The sequence below is a fragment of the Massilia sp. R2A-15 genome (assembly GCF_030704305.1).
Classification (GTDB): Bacteria; Pseudomonadota; Gammaproteobacteria; order Burkholderiales; family Burkholderiaceae_D; genus JAFCUW01.
In genome coordinates this window covers 4,610,299-4,627,570 of the sequence record NZ_CP131935.1, presented here as the reverse complement: position 1 = coordinate 4,627,570, position 17,272 = coordinate 4,610,299, and the positions used below count along the sequence as shown (strand labels likewise).

13 protein-coding genes are annotated in these 17,272 nt (G+C 67.0%); 4 read left to right on the top strand and 9 right to left on the bottom strand.

From position 1 onward, the window contains the following. Positions 1–9: 9 nt before the first annotated feature. The 8 genes from Q4S45_RS21345 to Q4S45_RS21310 form a co-directional block, all read right to left on the bottom strand. Positions 10–1,185, bottom strand: coding sequence for an AAA family ATPase (locus tag Q4S45_RS21345; protein WP_305507406.1), 1,176 nt, complete (start codon positions 1,183–1,185; stop codon positions 10–12). Between the two features lie 73 nt (positions 1,186–1,258). After that, positions 1,259–1,537, bottom strand: a complete 279-nt coding sequence (locus Q4S45_RS21340; protein WP_305507405.1) for a hypothetical protein — start codon at positions 1,535–1,537, stop codon at positions 1,259–1,261. Positions 1,538–1,547: 10 nt separating this feature from the next. Continuing rightward, entirely contained in the window at positions 1,548–3,083 is a 1,536-nt protein-coding gene (locus tag Q4S45_RS21335; protein ID WP_305507404.1) for a type II and III secretion system protein family protein, read from the bottom strand. A gap of 33 nt (positions 3,084–3,116) precedes the next feature. Continuing rightward, positions 3,117–3,983 carry a Flp pilus assembly protein CpaB gene (gene cpaB / locus Q4S45_RS21330; RefSeq protein ID WP_305507403.1) on the bottom strand — a complete coding sequence of 289 codons (867 nt, stop codon included), beginning with the start codon at positions 3,981–3,983 and terminating at the stop codon, positions 3,117–3,119. Further along, positions 3,980–5,398, bottom strand: coding sequence for an ATP-binding protein (locus Q4S45_RS21325; protein WP_305507402.1), 1,419 nt, complete (start codon positions 5,396–5,398; stop codon positions 3,980–3,982). Before Q4S45_RS21325 ends, cpaB begins: the two co-directional genes overlap by 4 nt. 95 nt (positions 5,399–5,493) lie before the next feature. Next, positions 5,494–6,033: a prepilin peptidase gene (locus Q4S45_RS21320; RefSeq protein ID WP_305507401.1), complete on the bottom strand. Its 540-nt coding sequence runs from the start codon at positions 6,031–6,033 to the stop codon at positions 5,494–5,496. A 52-nt stretch (positions 6,034–6,085) separates the two neighbouring features. Beyond that, a complete protein-coding gene (locus tag Q4S45_RS21315) occupies positions 6,086–6,268 on the bottom strand; it encodes a Flp family type IVb pilin (RefSeq protein ID WP_308633161.1) in 183 nt (60 codons plus the stop codon). Positions 6,269–6,452: 184 nt separating this feature from the next. Next, the gene (locus Q4S45_RS21310; protein ID WP_308633160.1) at positions 6,453–6,635 is read right to left on the bottom strand and encodes a Flp family type IVb pilin; all 183 of its coding nucleotides are present in this window, start codon (positions 6,633–6,635) and stop codon (positions 6,453–6,455) included. A gap of 364 nt (positions 6,636–6,999) precedes the next feature. On the opposite strand from Q4S45_RS21310, the gene Q4S45_RS21305 reads away from it, so the two are divergent. Together Q4S45_RS21305 and icmF are read left to right on the top strand one after the other, a co-directional pair. Next, entirely contained in the window at positions 7,000–10,563 is a 3,564-nt protein-coding gene (locus Q4S45_RS21305; protein ID WP_305507400.1) for an indolepyruvate ferredoxin oxidoreductase family protein, read from the top strand. Positions 10,564–10,718: 155 nt separating this feature from the next. Then, positions 10,719–14,009: a fused isobutyryl-CoA mutase/GTPase IcmF gene (icmF, locus tag Q4S45_RS21300; protein ID WP_305507399.1), complete on the top strand. Its 3,291-nt coding sequence runs from the start codon at positions 10,719–10,721 to the stop codon at positions 14,007–14,009. A 15-nt stretch (positions 14,010–14,024) separates the two neighbouring features. Here the strand turns inward: icmF and Q4S45_RS21295 are convergent, their stop codons facing one another. After that, a complete protein-coding gene (locus Q4S45_RS21295) occupies positions 14,025–14,765 on the bottom strand; it encodes a class I SAM-dependent methyltransferase (RefSeq protein WP_305507398.1) in 741 nt (246 codons plus the stop codon). 77 nt (positions 14,766–14,842) lie between these two features. Between Q4S45_RS21295 and Q4S45_RS21290 the strand changes: the two genes are divergently transcribed. Then, positions 14,843–15,823 (top strand): phosphatase PAP2 family protein, encoded by a 981-nt coding sequence (locus tag Q4S45_RS21290; protein ID WP_305507397.1) that lies wholly within the window; start codon positions 14,843–14,845, stop codon positions 15,821–15,823. A 120-nt stretch (positions 15,824–15,943) separates the two neighbouring features. Continuing rightward, on the top strand, positions 15,944–17,218 hold the full coding sequence (locus Q4S45_RS21285; RefSeq protein WP_305507396.1) for an MFS transporter: 1,275 nt from the start codon (positions 15,944–15,946) through the stop codon (positions 17,216–17,218). Positions 17,219–17,272 lie beyond the last annotated feature (54 nt).

The following is a 17,272-nucleotide window of genomic DNA, read 5'->3' as shown; positions in this document are numbered from 1 at the left end:
TCCAGTTGGTTACAGATCGGGGTCGCCGCGGCCGAACAGGCGGTCGAACAGGCCCTTGTTTTCGGGCACGCGGCGGGCGGTGACCAGTTCCACCAGTTCGGCCAGGCTGCGCGACACCGCGCTGTTGCGCGACAGCTGCACCACCGGCACGCCCTGGTTGACCGAATCGGTCACCGCCAGGTAATCGTTCGGAATGGTGTGCAGCACTTCGGCGCCGAGCGCCGTCTGCACTTCCTGCAGGCGCAGCTTGCCGCCCTTCTCGTAGCGGTTCACGATCAGGCGGATCTGCTCGATCGGATAGCCGAGCGAGCGGAAGATGTCGAGCAGGCGCCGGCCGTCGCGGATGTCGGGCAGCGACAGCTGCAGGATCGGGTACATGGTGTCGGCGTTGTCGAGCGCGCGCAGCGAGATGGCGTCGATCTGGCGCCCGACGTCGAGCACGATGTAGTCGTAGTGCTGGCGCGCCACGCGCAATATGGTGTCCATCTGCTCCGGCTTGAGGTCGATGAAGCCGCTCGGATCGTCGGCCGCCGCCAGCACCCCGAAGCCGGGCGCCACGTGTACCAGGCAGGACTCGAGAAACGGCCCGTCGATGCGGGCGATCTGGCCGCAGACGTCGGACAGCGTCATGGCCGGCTTCTGGTCCGACACGTACAGCGCGGCGTCGCCGAACTGGCCATGCAGGTCGATCAGCAGCACTTTTTTGTCGGCAAGGGTCGACAGCGCATAGCCGAAATTGGTGGACAGGAAGGTCGCACCGCTGCCGCCCTTGCAGGAGATAAAGGCCAGCACCTTGCCGTCGCGCATGGCGGCGATGCCGGCGCTGCTGGCGATCCGGTCGAGCGCCTCGTGAAACGCCTGGTGCACGATCGGCAGCGCCAGCACCTCGCGCACGCCGGCGCGCATGGCGCGGATCAGAAGGTCCTGCTTCTGGTCGCCGGTGAGCAGCATCACGCTCGCCGCCGGGTAGCATTTGCACAAGCGCTCAAGCAGGTCGGGCGCGGCCACGTCGCTGTCGTCGGCGTCGATGATCACCAGCACCGGCGGGTCCGGCAGCGTGCGCTCGAGGGCGTCGCGCACGCCGCGGTAGGTGGCGCCGACCTGAAGTGGCGGGACCCGCGCTGCGCCCTGCGACGCAATTTCGGCGTGCAAGTGGGCGTCTCGGGTAATCAGTAAGGCTTTCATCGGCGATCCTTGTGGGCAAACGCGGCGATATCTTTACGGGGTGCAGCGGGCGCCAGCGCAGGCCGTGCGGCTGTCATTTTGTGCGCACCAGGGTGGGGGCCTCGGCGCTCGGCTGCGGCTGCGCGAACGAGGCCTCGTAGCGCTCTTGCGCGGCGCGCGCGGCGCGCCCGTCGATGCCATTGACGGGGTTGGCGTTGCGCGGCGCGCCCGGGTTGGCCACCTGCGATGCCAGGGTGGCGCGCAGCGAGTCGCCGAACTGCCGGTCCATCACCGGGGTGGTGGAGACGCAGCCCGACAGCGACAGCGCCGTCAGGGCGCCCAGTTGAATCCGAATCCGCAGCGAGGTCGTCACAAGAGGCTCCTTATTTGAGTTCAAATCCGCCGGCGCTAGCCGCCGGTGGCGCGGCTTGCGCCGCAGCGGGCGCCGGGGCGCCTTCCATCCGGCCCATCAGCAGCAGCTGGCCGGGCGTGGGCGGGATCACCTTGTCGGTCGGCAGCGTGGGGTTCGGCGGCAGCGGCTTGACCAGGTGCGGGGTGATGACGAACACCAGTTCGGTGCGATCCTGCTGGTAGTCGGTGCTGCGGAACAGTGCGCCCAGGACCGGCACCTCGCCCAGCACCGGCAAGCCCTTGATGCTGGTGGTCAGGTTGTTCTTGATCAGGCCGCCGATGGCGAAGCTCTGGCCGTCGTACAGCTGCACCGTGGTGCTGGCGCGCCGGGTGATAATCAGCGGCAGCACCGAGGTGCCGGTAAAACCGCCGGTGGTGATGCCGATCCCTTCGCGCGACAGTTCCGACACCTCCGGCGCGACGCGCAGGTTGATGCGTCCGCCGGCCAGCACGGTAGGGGTGAAGCGCAGGCCGACGCCGAACTCCTTTTCCTCCAGCGTGATCTTGTTGTTGTCCTGGGCCACGGGAATGTAGATCTTGCCGCCGGCCAGGAAGGTGCCCTCCTGGCCGCTGATGGCCATCACGTTCGGCTCGGCCAGGATGCGCACCAGGCCATCCTGCTTCTGCGCCTCGAGCGACAGCCGGTTGCCGTTGCTCTTGCGCGCGTCGAGCGAGCCTCCCAGGGTGCCGCTCAGGAAGTTCGACAGCAAGGTGGCGGTCCAGCTGCCCGAGGTCAGCCTGAAGGTGGTGCCCGCCTCCAGCCGTTCCAGCAGCGTCTTCGATACCTCGGCAATTTTGACTTCCAGCATCACCTGCTGCGGCGCCGAGACGCTCATCAAGTTGATCACGCGCAGCGCGCCGTTGAGGGGCGCGCCGGCCGGCGCGGCGCCGGGCAGCGCCGCCGGATCGGTCTTGCCGACGCCATTGAGCGGCTGCAGCGGCCGCCGCACGAAGGCGGCGGCCAGGTCGCCCACCTGCGTCAGGGTGGCGGCATCGGCCACCGTTCCGCTCAGCACGATCGAATCGGCGGCGGCGGTGACGCGGATATTCTTTTCGTCGGGCAGCACCGTGGCCAGGCTCGCCTCGAAGGCGGACGCATCCATCGTGACGACGATGTCGACCACGCTGCAGGCGCCGCTCTTGCCCTGGATGATCATGTTGGTGCTGCCCACATCGATCCCGGCGACATACAGCGTGTCCGGCGCCACCAGCATCGCCTGCACCACGTCCGGATTGCCGACGCTGCGGTGCAGCAGCGGTTCGGGCAGCTTCATCATCGCCGACTTGCCAAGCTGCAGGCGCATGGTCGCCGGCCTGGCGGCGTCGCCGCTGCAGCGCGGGCCGACGTCGCCGCGGATCGCCACCGGCGCCCTGGACTTGGCCGCGCGGGGGCTGCCGTCCGCCTCGGGAACGGCGCCGAAGGCCGCGCCGGCGCCGGCTGCCAGCGCCACACAGCCGAGCAGCTGGCGGGCGCGGCGGAACCGCTGGTATCTGACGCATTGGTTCATTGCGTTCACCCTGAAGAAAGATACGGTTGAAAACTAGAAGCACTCTTGAGAAACCTTGACGCCGTTGAGCACGCCCACGCACGCCCGCTTCGGCTCGTCCGGCTGGCGCACCGGCGCCTTGATGACCAGCTTGACCGGGCTGAGCACGGCCTTCGGCGCGGACGCTGACGCCGGCGCCGCCTCCGCCAGCGGTTCGTTGAGCATGCTGCGCTTGGTGGCGCCGTCGGTCCTCGCGTCCTGCGGATCGACCTGGTTGCGCAGCGCCAGCGACAGGCTGCCGACACTGCGCGCCAGGTCGAGGTTCTCGGCCTGTTCGGGCGTGACTTCCAGCGTGACGGCGTTGACCACGCGCGGCTTGGTTTCGTCGCGCCCGACCTCCTGCGCGACGGCCAGCACCAGGATGTGCTCCAGCACGATCTTCGAGATGCTCTGTTCGGGCCCCTTGTCGGACGGCGCCCGCTCCTTCTGCGTGCTGACGATGATGTCGACGTAATTGCCGGGCAGCGCGAAGCCGGCCACGCCGATGACGTCGTTCACGCGCACCGTAATGGCGCGCTTGCCTTCGGTGATCAGGGCCGACAGGCCGCCGACGGTGCCGGCCGGCGCCAGCTTCGCTTCGCTGATCGGGTCGCCCAGCAGGATGCTGTTCTTCAGCACCCGTCCGGTCAGCATCGACACGTCGCTGAAGGCGCCCTTCGGCAGGCTGTCCTTCGGCCACTCGGCCAGCTTGAGCATGTCCGGCGTCAGGCGCTGGCCGAGGTTGACGTCGGTGGCGGCGACGACGATCCGGTCGGCGCTGCCGGCCGGCTGGCGCAGCAGCCAGCGCGAGGCCAGCACCACCGCTGCCAGGCCGAACAGGATGGCAATGGCCATCATCGCAATCGCACGTTTATTTTTCATGATCTCTCTCCGAACAGGACGGCGCCCTGGGGCGATGCGGCGACGGCGGGGTTGCCGGGCAGCGGTGCACAGCAGACAAACATACTGGTCCAGGCCTGCTCCAGGGCCGGGATGGTCAGGCGCGGCGGCGTGCCGGCGAAGCTGGCGAAGTCGGCCACGCGGCTGAGCAGTTCGCGCGGATAGGACGCCAGCAGCGGCCGCACCGATGCCGCGTGCAACTGCCTGAGCAGGTAATCGACCGCTTCCTGCTCGCACGCAATACCGGCCAGGGCGCACTCGCGCCGCAACAGCGCGCAGTAGGCCGCTTCGCTGAGCGCCCCCACGTGAATCTTGTAGCCGATGCGGCGCAGCAGCGGTTCGTCGAGCAGCCCCTGGGGCGCCAGGTTGGTCACGAACACCAGCTTGACGTCGAACGGCACCGGTTCGGTGTACCCGCCCGGCAAGGTGAGCAGGCCGGCGCCGCGGTCGATCGGGCCGATGAAGTGATTGAGCAAGTCGGTGGCCGCCAGCCGCTGCCGGCCCAGGTCGTCGATGACGCACACCCCGCCGCTGGCCTGGAAATAGCAGGGCGCCCGGTAGGTGCCGTTCGCCGCGTCGTAGCGCAACGCCAGCATCTCGCCGGTCAGCTCGGCGCCCACCAGCACCAGCGGGCGCTGGCAGACGCTCCAGCGGCTGTCGCAGTTGCGCCGCTCCTCATGTTCGCGGGCATGGTTGGGCAGCGGCGCCAGGTGCACCAGGGGATGGTGGAACTGCACGATCTGCCGGCCGAACAGGATCGCGTAGGGCACGCAGACGACGCCGGGCAAGAGGCGCACCAGCTTGCGCGCCAGCGCCGTCTTGCCGCTGCCGGAGGGACCGTGCAGCAGCAGCGCGCGGCGCGAGCGCAGCGCTGCGCCAAGCTGGGTGCGCACGGCGCTGCCGATGCCCTCATCGGCGAAGGCGCCGGCCAGCTCGGCGCTGCCGATGTGGACGGCCTGCGCGTGGCGGGCGGCGTCGCGCGCCAGCACGGCGCGAAACGCATCGAGCGTCACCGGCGCCGGCCCGACGTAGCGGCACTGCGCCAAGCATTCGGCGGCGTAGGCCTTGCCCGGTCCGGTCAGCCGGTACTGGACGTCGATGTCGGTCTCGCCGCGCGAGGCGATCTCCACCACCTGCTCGGCCATCAGCACGTCGAGCGCCTCGCGCAGCACGTTCAGCGACAGGCGCAACTTGCTGCTAAGAATCGGCGGATGCGCCTTGCCGGCCTGGTGGATCGCCTTGGCCACCAGCCCCAGCACCAGCTGCCGGTCGAGTCCGGTATCGCGGATCGTCTTCGGCTGGGGCGGGACCAGCGACGTCACGTCCTGCTCAGCCACGCTGTGCGCGGCCAACAGGGGGGACGGGGCGGCGACGCCGTTTGTTACGACCTCGAGCATCAAGATCTCCTTCGGTTGCTGGGGACAATATTTCCGTAAGTCACGAATTGATTGTAGCGAGCGACGCGTCCCACTTTTTGACTAAAAGCAACCAATCACGCCGCGGGGTAGCGTTGTACGATGAACCACAGCGTGCCGCAGGCGATGGCCAGCCCGTAGGGAATGCTGCCGACGCTGGCGCCGCGCAGCGGCTCGGTCGCCGCCGGCATGCCGGCCAGGCGCATCAGGAGCGGGCGCACCAGGCACTTGAGGTTGGCGCCGACGGCGCGCACGCGGCCCGTGGCAATGACCACCGCCAGCGACATCACGCCGCCGGCGCACATGGTCCAGATGGCGATCTGCACCACGTCGCCGGGCGCGCCGAACGCGCCGACCGCGGCCAGCAGCTTGACATCGCCGGCGGCCATGCCGCGCAAGCAGTACAAAGGCAGGAACAGCAGCAGGCCGGTGAGCGCGCCGGACAGGCCGGCGCCGGCCGCACTGAGCGGCGTCGCCGAGCACAAGTGAAGCGCCAGCGCGCCCAGGCCCCCAGCCAGCAGCAGCCGGTTGGGGATGCGGCGCGTGGCCAGGTCATGCACCGCCGCGGCGACCACCAGCAACAGCAACAACAGGTCCAGCCAGACCGAGACTGCCATGACACCCTCCTGAAAAACGTTGCGAAATGGGAGCCTGCGGCGACATGCCGGTTCAGGACACTTTCATCAGGGTGGCGATGTAGCTGAACGAGGCGCTCAACTTGTCTCCCAGCGTCGTTGCGCCGGCCATCAGCGCCAGTCCCACCAGGGCTGCGATCAGGCCGTACTCGATGGCGGTGATGCCGCCTTCGTCGGTGAAAAAAGTTTTGATTGAAGCGGAAATGTTGCGCATCATGAACTCCAGAAAGTGAGGGAAGAAATCCATCGCCGGGTTCAGAAGGAGGTGGCGCCGGCAGGGCGACACATGCCTGACAACGATGGCTTACAGCAGCAAGAACGGCTACACCACGGCACTGACAGCTACAACCCGGGTACAAACTCCCGGACGGGGCCCCGTCCGGGAAATGCACCGCGCCGGTTTAAGACACCTTCATCTTGGTCGCGATGAAGTCGAACGATGCGCTCAGCTTGTTGCCCAGCGTCGTGGCGCCCGCCATCAGGGCCAGGCCCACGAGGGCGGCGATCAGGCCATACTCGATGGCGGTGACACCGTTTTCGTCGGCAACAAAGGTTTTGACTACGGAGATAATTTTGCTCATCATGAACTCCATCAAGTAAGTAATAAACAACCCCTGGCGCCCAGGTTAGCGGCTACCACCCGCTTTCCTGCGAAGAACAAATCTTTCCGTTCATCACCAGCAGCGCCATTGAAGCCACTATAAAGTTTAGTTCCACTGGGCAAGTTGACTTCCCGCAAGTTTTCCACACGGCATTATTCGTGGCGCGCGCGATGTTGCGCCAATCGCCCAATCTTGCTGCGGGAGAAGCCCTTCGAGGTGCCGCCAACGCCGCGTCGCGGTAAAATAGCCGGTTGTCGCAAACCGCGACACCCCGACCCGCCATCCACGCGACCTACCCGGCGCCGTCCTGGCGGGTGAAATCCGATCACAATTTTGGAGCCTCACCATGCCAGATACCACGGCGCACGTGCCTGCCAGCGCGCAGGACGTCTCATCACGCCTCACTACCGTCAGCCTCGACGATAAATACACCGCCACGTCGGGCAACATCTTCCTGTCCGGTATCCAGGCCCTGGTGCGGCTGCCAATGATGCAGCGCGAACGCGACCTCGCCGCCGGCCTGAACACCGCCGGTTTCATCTCCGGCTACCGCGGCTCGCCGCTGGGCGGCCTCGACGAAACGCTGTGGAAGGCCAAGAAGCACCTCGAAGCGCACCACGTCCAGTTCGTCCCGGGCGTGAACGAAGACCTGGCCGCCACCGCCGTGTGGGGCACCCAGACCGTCGACCTGATCGGCCCGGCCAAGTACGACGGCGTGTTCGCCATGTGGTACGGCAAGGGCCCGGGCGTGGACCGCTGCGGCGACGTCTTCAAACACATGAACCACGCCGGCACGTCGAAGCACGGCGGCGTGCTGCTGGTGGCCGGCGACGACCACGGCGCCTACTCCTCGACCCTGCCGCACCAGTCCGACCACATCTTCTCGGCCTGCATGGTGCCGATGCTGTACCCGTGCAACGTCCAGGAATACCTCGACCTCGGCGTGCACGGCTGGGCCATGTCGCGCTTTTCCGGCTGCACCGTCGCCTTCAAGGCGCTGGCCGACACGGTCGAGTCCTCCGCCTCGGTCGACGCCGACCCGCATCGCGTGCAGGTCAAGATTCCGAAGGACTTCGTGATGCCGCCGGGCGGCCTGAATACGCGCCTGTCCTCGGTCCCGCTGGGCCAGCAGGCGCGCAACCAGGAAGCGCTGATGCAGGACTACAAGATCTACGCGGCGCTGGCCTACGCCCGCGAGAACAAGCTCAATCACGTCACCATCGACAGCCCGAACGCCAAGCTGGGCATCATCGCTTCCGGCAAGTCCTACCTCGACGTGCTCGACGCGCTGGCCGACCTGGGCATCGACGAAAAGATGGCGCAGGAAGTGGGCCTGCGCCTGTTCAAGGTCGCGATGCCTTGGCCGCTGGAGCCGGACAGCGTGCGCGAATTCGCCCAGGGCCTCGAAGAGATCCTGGTGGTCGAAGAGAAGCGCCAGGTCGTCGAGTACCAGCTGAAGGAACAGCTGTACAACTGGCGCGACGACACCCGTCCTCACATCGTCGGCAAGTTCGACGACAAGGGCGAATGGGTTGCGCCGCGCGGCGAATGGCTGCTCACATCGAAGGCCGATTTCTCGGTCTCGCAAGTGGCGCGCGTGATCGCCAGCCGCGTCTCGCGCCTGATCACCGACGAAAAGACCTGCGACCTGATTAAAGCGCGCCTGGCCTTCCTCGATGCGAAAGACGCGGTGCTGAAGAAGGCGATCAACACGCCGTTCCGTCCCGCGTTCTACTGCTCGGGATGCCCGCACAACACCTCGACCAAGGTGCCGGACGGCTCGTTCGCGCTGGCCGGCATCGGCTGCCACGTGATGGCCACCTCGATCTACCCGGAGATGAACAAGCTGACCACCCACATGGGCGGCGAAGGCGCGCCGTGGATCGGCCAGGCCGCGTTCTCGAAAGTGCCGCACGTGTTCCAGAACCTGGGCGACGGCACCTACTTCCACTCCGGCTACCTGGCGATCCGCGCCACCGTCGCGGCCAAGGTCAACATGACCTACAAGATCCTTTACAACGACGCGGTCGCGATGACCGGCGGCCAGCCGGTCGACGGCCAGACTTCGGTGCCGCACATCGCCCAGCAGATGGCGGCCGAAGGCGTCAAGCGCATCGCGCTGGTCACCGAAGACCTGTCGCGCTACGCCGACAGGTCAAGCCTGCCGGGCATCGTCACCCTGCACGACCGCAAGGAGATGGACGCGGTCCAGCGCGAACTGCGCGAAATCGAAGGCGTGTCGGTGCTGATCTACGACCAGACTTGCGCGGCCGAGAAGCGCCGCCGCCGCAAGAAGGGCGAGTTCCCCGACCCGAACAAGCGCATGGTGATCAACGAAGCCGTGTGCGAAGGCTGCGGCGATTGCGGCGTGCAGTCGAACTGCACTTCGATCCTGCCGAAGGAAACCGAGTTCGGACGCAAGCGCACCATCGACCAGTCGTCGTGCAACAAGGACTACTCGTGCGTGAAGGGCTTCTGCCCGAGCTTTGTGACGGTCGAAGGCGGCACGCTGAAGAAATCGAAGACCGGCGTCACCAAGGACAACGCTGACGACGGCTTCGGCGCCATGCCCGAGCCGGTGCTGCCATCGCTGGCGGCGCCGTACAACATCCTCATCAACGGCATCGGCGGCACCGGCGTGATCACCGTCGGCGCGCTGATGGGCATGGCCGCGCACCTGGAGGGCAAAGGCGCCTCGGTGCTCGACATGACCGGCATGTCGCAGAAAAACGGCTCGGTCACCTCGCACGTCAAGGTCGCCAAATCGCCCGCCGACCTGCGCGCGCAGCGCATCGCCACCGGCGAAGCGGACCTGGTGCTCGGCTGCGACATGCTGACCGCCGGCGCGCAGGACGCGATCTCCAAGATGCGCCCGGGCCGCACCATGGCCATCATCAACCTGCACGAGCAGCCGCCTGGCACCTTCGCCCAGAACGCCGACTGGCAGTACCCGGCCGACGAAGTGCGCGCGCTGATCCTGGAATCGGTGGGCGGCGTCGCCGGCAACAGCGCCGACTTCATCGACGCGACCAAACTGGCCACCGCGCTGATGGGCGACTCGATCGCCGCTAACCTGTTCATGCTCGGCTACGCATGGCAGAAGGGCCGCATCCCGCTGACCGAGGCGTCGCTGATGCGCGCGATCGAATTGAACGGCGTGGCCATCGCGTCGAACAAGAAGAGCTTCCTGTGGGGCCGCCGCGCCGCCGTGGACTTCAAGCGGGTCGAGAAGATCGCCACGCCGACCCAGGCGATCCTGGTGCAGATGCCGCAGTCGCTCGACACCGTCATCAAGAAGCGCGTCGAGTTCCTGACCGATTACCAGGATGCTGCGTACGCGGCGCGCTACGAGACCTTGGTGTCGCAGGTGCGCGCGGCCGAAACCGCTCACGGCTTGGGCAACAAGCTGTCGACCGCGGTCGCCAAGTACTACTTCAAGCTGATGGCCTACAAGGACGAGTACGAAGTGGCGCGCCTGTACACCGACGGCCGTTTTGTCGAGCAGCTGAAATCGCAGTTCGAAGGCGACTTCTCGCTCAAGTTCAACCTGGCGCCGCCGCTGTTCGCGAAAAAAGACGGCAAGGGCCACCTGGTCAAGGCCGAATTCGGCTCGTGGATGTGGAGCGCGTTCAAGCTGCTGGCCAAATTCAAGGGCCTGCGCGGCGGCGCGTTCGATATATTCGGCCGCACCGAAGAGCGTAAGATGGAGCGCGCGCTGATTGTCGAATACCGCGAAATGATCGAAGGCCTGCTGGCCGGCCTGAACGCCGCCAACCTGGCCAACGCGGTCGCGCTGGCGAGTTTGCCGGAGCAGGTGCGCGGCTTCGGGCACGTGAAGGAAGCCGCCGTGGCCACCTTCCGCGCCGAGAAGGCCCGTTTGCTGGCTGCCAAACAGCAGCAGGCAGCCTAAGAGCTACGGCGTCGTTCCTGGGCTCGGCGCCCCCCTTGGCAGGAACCTATACTGAGGATGATCAGCTTCAGCATGGGTTCCTGCCTCCGCAGGAACGACCGCTGCTTGACGTTAACGTAAACGTCATATAACGTACAAGATCACCAAGGATCAACATGAACGACAACACTTCCGCCGCCAAACTGAACGTTGCTGAACATCCGAAACTGGCCAACAAGGTCCGTTTCGTCACCGCCGCCTCGCTGTTCGACGGCCACGACGCCTCGATCAACATCATGCGCCGCATCCTGCAGTCGAACGGCGTCGAAGTGGTCCACCTCGGCCACAACCGCTCGGTCGATGAAGTCGTCACCGCGGCGCTGGCCGAAGACGTCCAGGGCATCGCGATCTCGTCCTACCAGGGCGGCCACGTCGAATACTTCAAGTACATGATCGACCTGCTGCGCGAACGCGGCGGCGCCCACATCAAGGTGTTCGGCGGCGGCGGCGGCGTGATCGTCCCCGAGGAAATCGCTGACCTGCACGCATACGGCGTGACCAAGATCTTCAGCCCGGAAGACGGCCAGCGCATGGGCCTCGTCGGGATGATCCAGTCGATGATCCAGGCCTGCGACATCGACCTGACCGAATACTCCCCGACTTCGCTCGAGCCGCTGCAAACCGGCGCCATCGCCGACCGCCACCGCCCTCTGGCCCAGCTGATCACCGCGCTGGAAAACGGCAAGGCCGCGCCGGAACTGCGCGCGCAAATCACCGAAGCCGCCGCCGCACGCAAAGTGCCGACCCTGGGCATCACCGGCACCGGCGGCGCCGGCAAGTCGTCGCTGACCGATGAACTGGTGCGCCGCATCCGCCTCGACCAGGGCGACACCGTCAACATCGCGATCATCTCGATCGACCCGTCGCGCCGCAAATCGGGCGGCGCGCTGCTCGGCGACCGCATCCGCATGAACGCGATCAATCCATGGAACGGCCAGGCGCGCGTGTTCATGCGCTCGCTCGCCACGCGCGAAGCCGGCTCGGAGATCTCGCACGCGCTGCCGGACGTGATCGCGGCCTGCAAGGTGGCCGGCTTCGACCTGGTGATCGTCGAGACCTCCGGCATCGGCCAGGGCGACGCGGCTATCGTGCCACACGTGGACCTGTCGATGTATGTGATGACGCCGGAATTCGGCGCCGCCTCGCAGCTGGAAAAGATCGACATGCTCGATTTCGCCGACTTCATCGCGATCAACAAGTTCGACCGCAAGGGCGCGCAGGATGCGCTGCGCGACGTCGCCAAGCAGTACCAGCGCAACCGCGAGCTGTGGAGCGTCGCACCGGACCAGATGCCGGTGTTCGGCACCCAGGCGTCGCGCTTCAACGACGACGGCGTCACCGCGCTGTACCAGGGCGTGCTGCCGAAGCTGGCCGAAAAAGGCCTGCAGGTCCAGCCATCCAAGCTGCCGCAGGTCGCCCAGAAGCACTCCAGCGGCAAGAACGTGATCGTGCCGCCGGCCCGCGCGCGCTACCTCGCCGAAATCGCCGACACCGTGCGCGGCTACCACAAGCACACCCGCAAGCAGGTGCTGCTCGCGCGCGAGCGCCAGCAGCTGTCGGAGGCCAAGCGCATGCTGGCCGCCGCCAACAAGGCGACCGACTTCGACGACCTGATCACCGAGCGCGATGCGGCGATGGATGCCGGCGCGCGCAAGCTGCTGGCCATGTGGCCCGACATGCAGGCCGCGTATGCCGGCGACGATTACGTCGTCAAGATCCGCGACAAGGAAATTCGCACCAAATTGGTGCAAAAGACCCTGTCCGGCACGACCATCCGCAAGGTCGCGCTGCCGAAGTATGAAGATCACGGCGAAGTGCTCAAATTCCTGATGCTGGAAAATGTGCCCGGCTCGTTCCCGTTCACCGCCGGCGTGTTCGCCTTCAAGCGCGAGAACGAAGACCCGACCCGCATGTTCGCCGGCGAAGGCGACGCCTTCCGCACCAACCGCCGCTTCAAGCTGGTCTCGACCGGCATGGACGCAAAGCGCCTGTCGACCGCGTTCGACTCGGTCACCTTGTACGGCGCCGATCCGGCGCTGCGGCCCGACATCTACGGCAAGGTCGGCAACTCGGGCGTGTCGATCGCCACGCTGGACGACATGAAGGTGCTGTACGACGGCTTCAACCTGTGCAGCCCGAGCACCTCCGTGTCGATGACCATCAACGGCCCCGCGCCGACGATCCTGGCGATGTTCATGAATACCGCGATCGACCAGCAGGTCGACAAGTTCGTGGCCGATAACGGCCGCCAGCCGACCGCCGACGAAGCGGCCAAGATCCGCGAGTGGGTGCTGGCCAACGTGCGCGGCACGGTGCAGGCCGACATCCTGAAGGAAGACCAGGGCCAGAACACCTGCATCTTCTCGACCGAGTTTTCGCTCAAGGTCATGGGCGACATCCAGGAGTACTTCGTGCATCACCAGGTGCGAAACTTCTACTCGGTGTCGATCTCGGGCTACCACATCGCCGAAGCGGGCGCGAACCCGATCTCGCAGCTGGCGTTCACGCTGTCGAACGGCTTCACGTTCGTCGAAGCCTACCTTGCGCGCGGCATGCACATCGACGACTTCGCGCCGAACCTGTCGTTCTTCTTCAGTAACGGCATGGACCCCGAGTACACGGTGCTGGGCCGCGTGGCGCGCCGCCTGTGGGCAGTGGCGATGCGCGACAAGTACGGCGCCAACGACCGCAGCCAGAAGCTCAAGTACCACGTGCAGACGTCGGGGCGCTCGCTGCACGCGCAGGAGATCGACTTCAACGACATCCGCACCACGCTGCAGGCCTTGATCGCAATCTACGACAACTGCAACTCGCTGCACACCAACGCCTACGACGAGGCGATCACCACGCCGACCGACGAATCGGTGCGCCGCGCACTGGCGATCCAGCTGATCATCAACCGCGAGTGGGGCCTGGCCAAGAACGAGAACCCGAACCAGGGCTCGTTCATCATGGAAGAACTGACCGACCTGGTCGAGGAAGCCGTGCTGCAGGAGTTCGAGCGCATCGCCGAGCGCGGCGGCGTGCTGGGCGCGATGGAGACCGGCTACCAGCGCGGCAAGATCCAGGAAGAGTCGATGCTGTACGAGCACCAGAAGCACGACGGCACCCTGCCGATCATCGGCGTGAACACCTTCCGCAATCCGAAGACGGAAGGCAGCGCGCCGCAGAAGATCGAGCTGGCGCGTTCGACCGACGACGAGAAGCAGTCGCAGCTGACGCGCCTGGACGAGTTCCATCAGCGCCATGCAGCCGAAGCGCCGCAAGCGCTGGCGGCCCTGCAGCAGGCGGCGATCGACAACGCCAACGTGTTCGAGAAGCTGATGGATGCGGTGCGCGTGTGCTCGCTGGGCCAGATCACCACCGCGCTGTTCGAGGTGGGCGGGCAGTATCGCCGCAATATGTAAGCACCCCCGCGCGCACTAGGCTGTGCGCCGATGCCCCTCCGGCGCCGTTGCGCCGGGGCGGGTGAACACGTCGACCCGCGCTGGCGGCAGGTTGCCCCACACCCATCCCGCGCCGGTGCGGGTGAGCCCGGCGGCGCCCCACGCCGACGAGCCGCGCAGCGCATACGTAAACTGGATGACCCGCAGTTGCTGCCCCGGCGCCGTGCTCCACACCTGGGTAATGCGCGCGACCTGGCCCGCTGGCAGCGAACGCAGGGGCAGGCCCGATATCACCGCCGCGACCGACTCCCCGTTGATTAGCGCGCAGCCCTCTTCCGCGTCGCCCAGAATCACACGCAGCTGGGGAAAGCGCGCGCGCAAATGGCGCACCAGCCCGGGCGAACGCTCGACGATGACCAGCCGGTCCGCCGGCACGCCATGGCGCAGCAGCGCCGCGGTGATGACGCCGGTGCCGGCTCCCAGCTCCACCACCCAGCCCTCGCCGCCGAGGTGAACCTGTTGCGCGATCCGCCGCGCCAGCCGCGCCGAACTGGGACAGATGGCGCCGACCGCTGCCGGATCGCGCAACCAGGCGCGCATGAACGGCCACGCCGCGAACCGGCTGCTGGCCCGCAAGCGGGCGCGCACGGCGCGCATCGTCAGGAAATCGAACATGCCGCCCCCCGGAGCAACAGTGAACTTGTATTTCAGCATGGCGAGCGGGCCGCGCTTTTGCCAATTGTCAATAACCGACGACCCGCAATTCTTATCCTTCATGAGTCGCGCCGGCGTGCGTGGAGACCACCGAAGGAGGAACGATGCTATCGACGGCGAACACAGCAAGGAACGCGCGCATGCCGCAATTACCGCTGCGCGCGTGCGCGGTCCTGGCCGGCCTGGCGCTCGTCGGCATCGCCTGGTCCGGCCAGGCGGGATTGCACTTCAGCCCGAGCGGGCTGACGCTGGCCGTCATCCCCGTCGCGGCGATCGGCGTGTTCTGCGACCTGACCAGGCGCAGCCAGGGGTGGACCGACGGCGCCTACTACCTCGCGCTGTGGCTGGCCACGCTGCAGGTCCTGAACATACTGAGCTTCCTGGCTGCATCCGTCGGCGGACCCTTGCTCGACGACCAGTTCGAAAGGATCGATGCGGCGCTCGGGTTTTCGTGGCGCGCATGGCATGACTTCGTGGCGTCCGCCCCCACGCTTAACGGGATCCTGGCGCTGGCCTACTACAGCGGCCTGCTGCAGGTGCTTGCGTCGCTGATCTACTTTGCGCGCACCGGCCAAACCGTCGGCAACCAGGAGTTATGGTGGACCGCGCTCGCCGGGCTGCTGATGACCGTCACCATCTCCGCGCTGCTGCCGGCGATCGGCGCCTTCGTGCATTTTCAGAGCGACCTTGCGCGCGCCGACCACGCCGCCACCCTGCTCGCGCTACGGGATGGCAGCATCACCCATTTCTCCGAGACCAAGGGCATCGTGACGCTGCCTTCCTACCATACGACCCAGGCCATCCTGCTGATGTATGTGCACCGCGGCCAGCGTCGCGTGCTGCCGTCGGCGGTGCTGCTGAACCTCCTGATGCTGCTGTCGACGCCCACCTTCGGCGGCCACTACCTGATCGACATGATCGCCGGCGCCGCTGTCGCCGCCGTGGCGATCCTGGTGGTCCGGGCCGGCTTGGGGCGCCAGGCACTGCGGGCCGTGCATGCGGGCGCCAGGCCGGCCGGAGCGCCCTGCGTGCTGGCGCCGGTGGCGGCGGACAGCGAAGCGCTGCCGGGGATCGAACCCGTCACCGAAGTACTGCCGCCGGCCGCCGGCACCGCCCCGTGACGGCAGTCACCGTCGCCCCCTTCGGCCGGCTGGCTGGCAGCCTCCCGGCACCGGACCAGCTCCGCTGCTAGAATGGTCCGGCACCGGCCGATTCCGCGCCGGCCCCACAAGGATGCCTCCATGTCCCAGCCCCACCCTGGCAAGCCCAATTCCGCTGCAACCGTGCTGTTCGCGAGCCTGATCGGCACCACCATCGAGTTCTTCGACTTCTATATTTACGCGACCGCCGCGGTGCTCGTCTTCCCCAAGCTGTTCTTCCCCGCCAGCGATGCGGCGGCCGCCACCTTGCAGTCGCTCGCCACCTTTGCGCTGGCCTTCCTGGCGCGCCCGATCGGTTCGGCGGTGTTCGGCCACTTCGGCGACCGGGTCGGCCGCAAGGTCACGCTGGTGGCGGCGCTGCTGACGATGGGCCTGTCGACTGTCGTCATCGGCATGCTGCCGACATATGCGACGATCGGCACGCTGGCGCCGGCGCTGCTGGCGCTGTGCCGCTTCGGCCAGGGCCTGGGGCTGGGCGGCGAGTGGGGCGGCGCGGTGCTGCTGGCCACCGAAAACGCCCCGCCGGGCAAGCGCGCCTGGTACGGCATGTTCCCCCAGCTGGGCGCCCCGCTCGGCTTCTTCCTCTCGGGCGGCACCTTCCTGCTGCTGGCCCAGACCCTCTCCGAAGCGGAGTTCTTCAGCTACGGCTGGCGCATCCCGTTCCTGGCCAGCGCGCTGCTGGTCATCGTCGGCATGTACGTGCGGCTGTCGCTGACCGAGACCCCGGCGTTCAAGGAGGTGCTGGCCAGGAACGAGCGGGTCAAGATCCCCGCCCTCACGGTCCTGCGCGAGCACACGCGCGAACTGGTGCTGGGCACCTTCATCGCAATGGCCACCTTCGTGCTGTTCTACCTGATGACGGTGTTTACGCTGGGATGGGGCACCAGCCACCTGGGCTTCACGCGCACCGAGTTCCTGATCCTGCAGCTGTTCGCCGTGCTGTTCTTCGGCCTGACCATTCCGCTGTCGGCGGTGCTGGCCGACCGTCACGGCCGCCGCGAGACGATGATCTGGGTGTCGGCGGCGATGGCCGCGTTCGGCCTGGTGCTGGCGCCGCTGTTCGGCTCCGGCAGCACGGTGATGGTCGCGGCCTTCCTGGCGATCGGCCTGGGCTTGATGGGCATGACCTACGGCCCGCTCGGCACGCTGCTGTCGGAGCTGTTCCCGGCGGAGGTGCGCTACACCGGCGCCTCGCTGACGTTCAACCTGGCCGGCATCCTGGGCGCCTCGCTGGCGCCGTACGCGGCAACCTGGCTGGCCACCAACTACGGCCTGACCTATGTCGGCTTCTACCTGAGCGCCGCCGCCGCGATCAGCCTCGTCGCGCTGCTGCTGACGGCGCGCACCCGCACCTGATGCGCGGAGGGGCCCGGTCCCGCGCACCTGGCCCCATCTGTGCAATTGCGCACA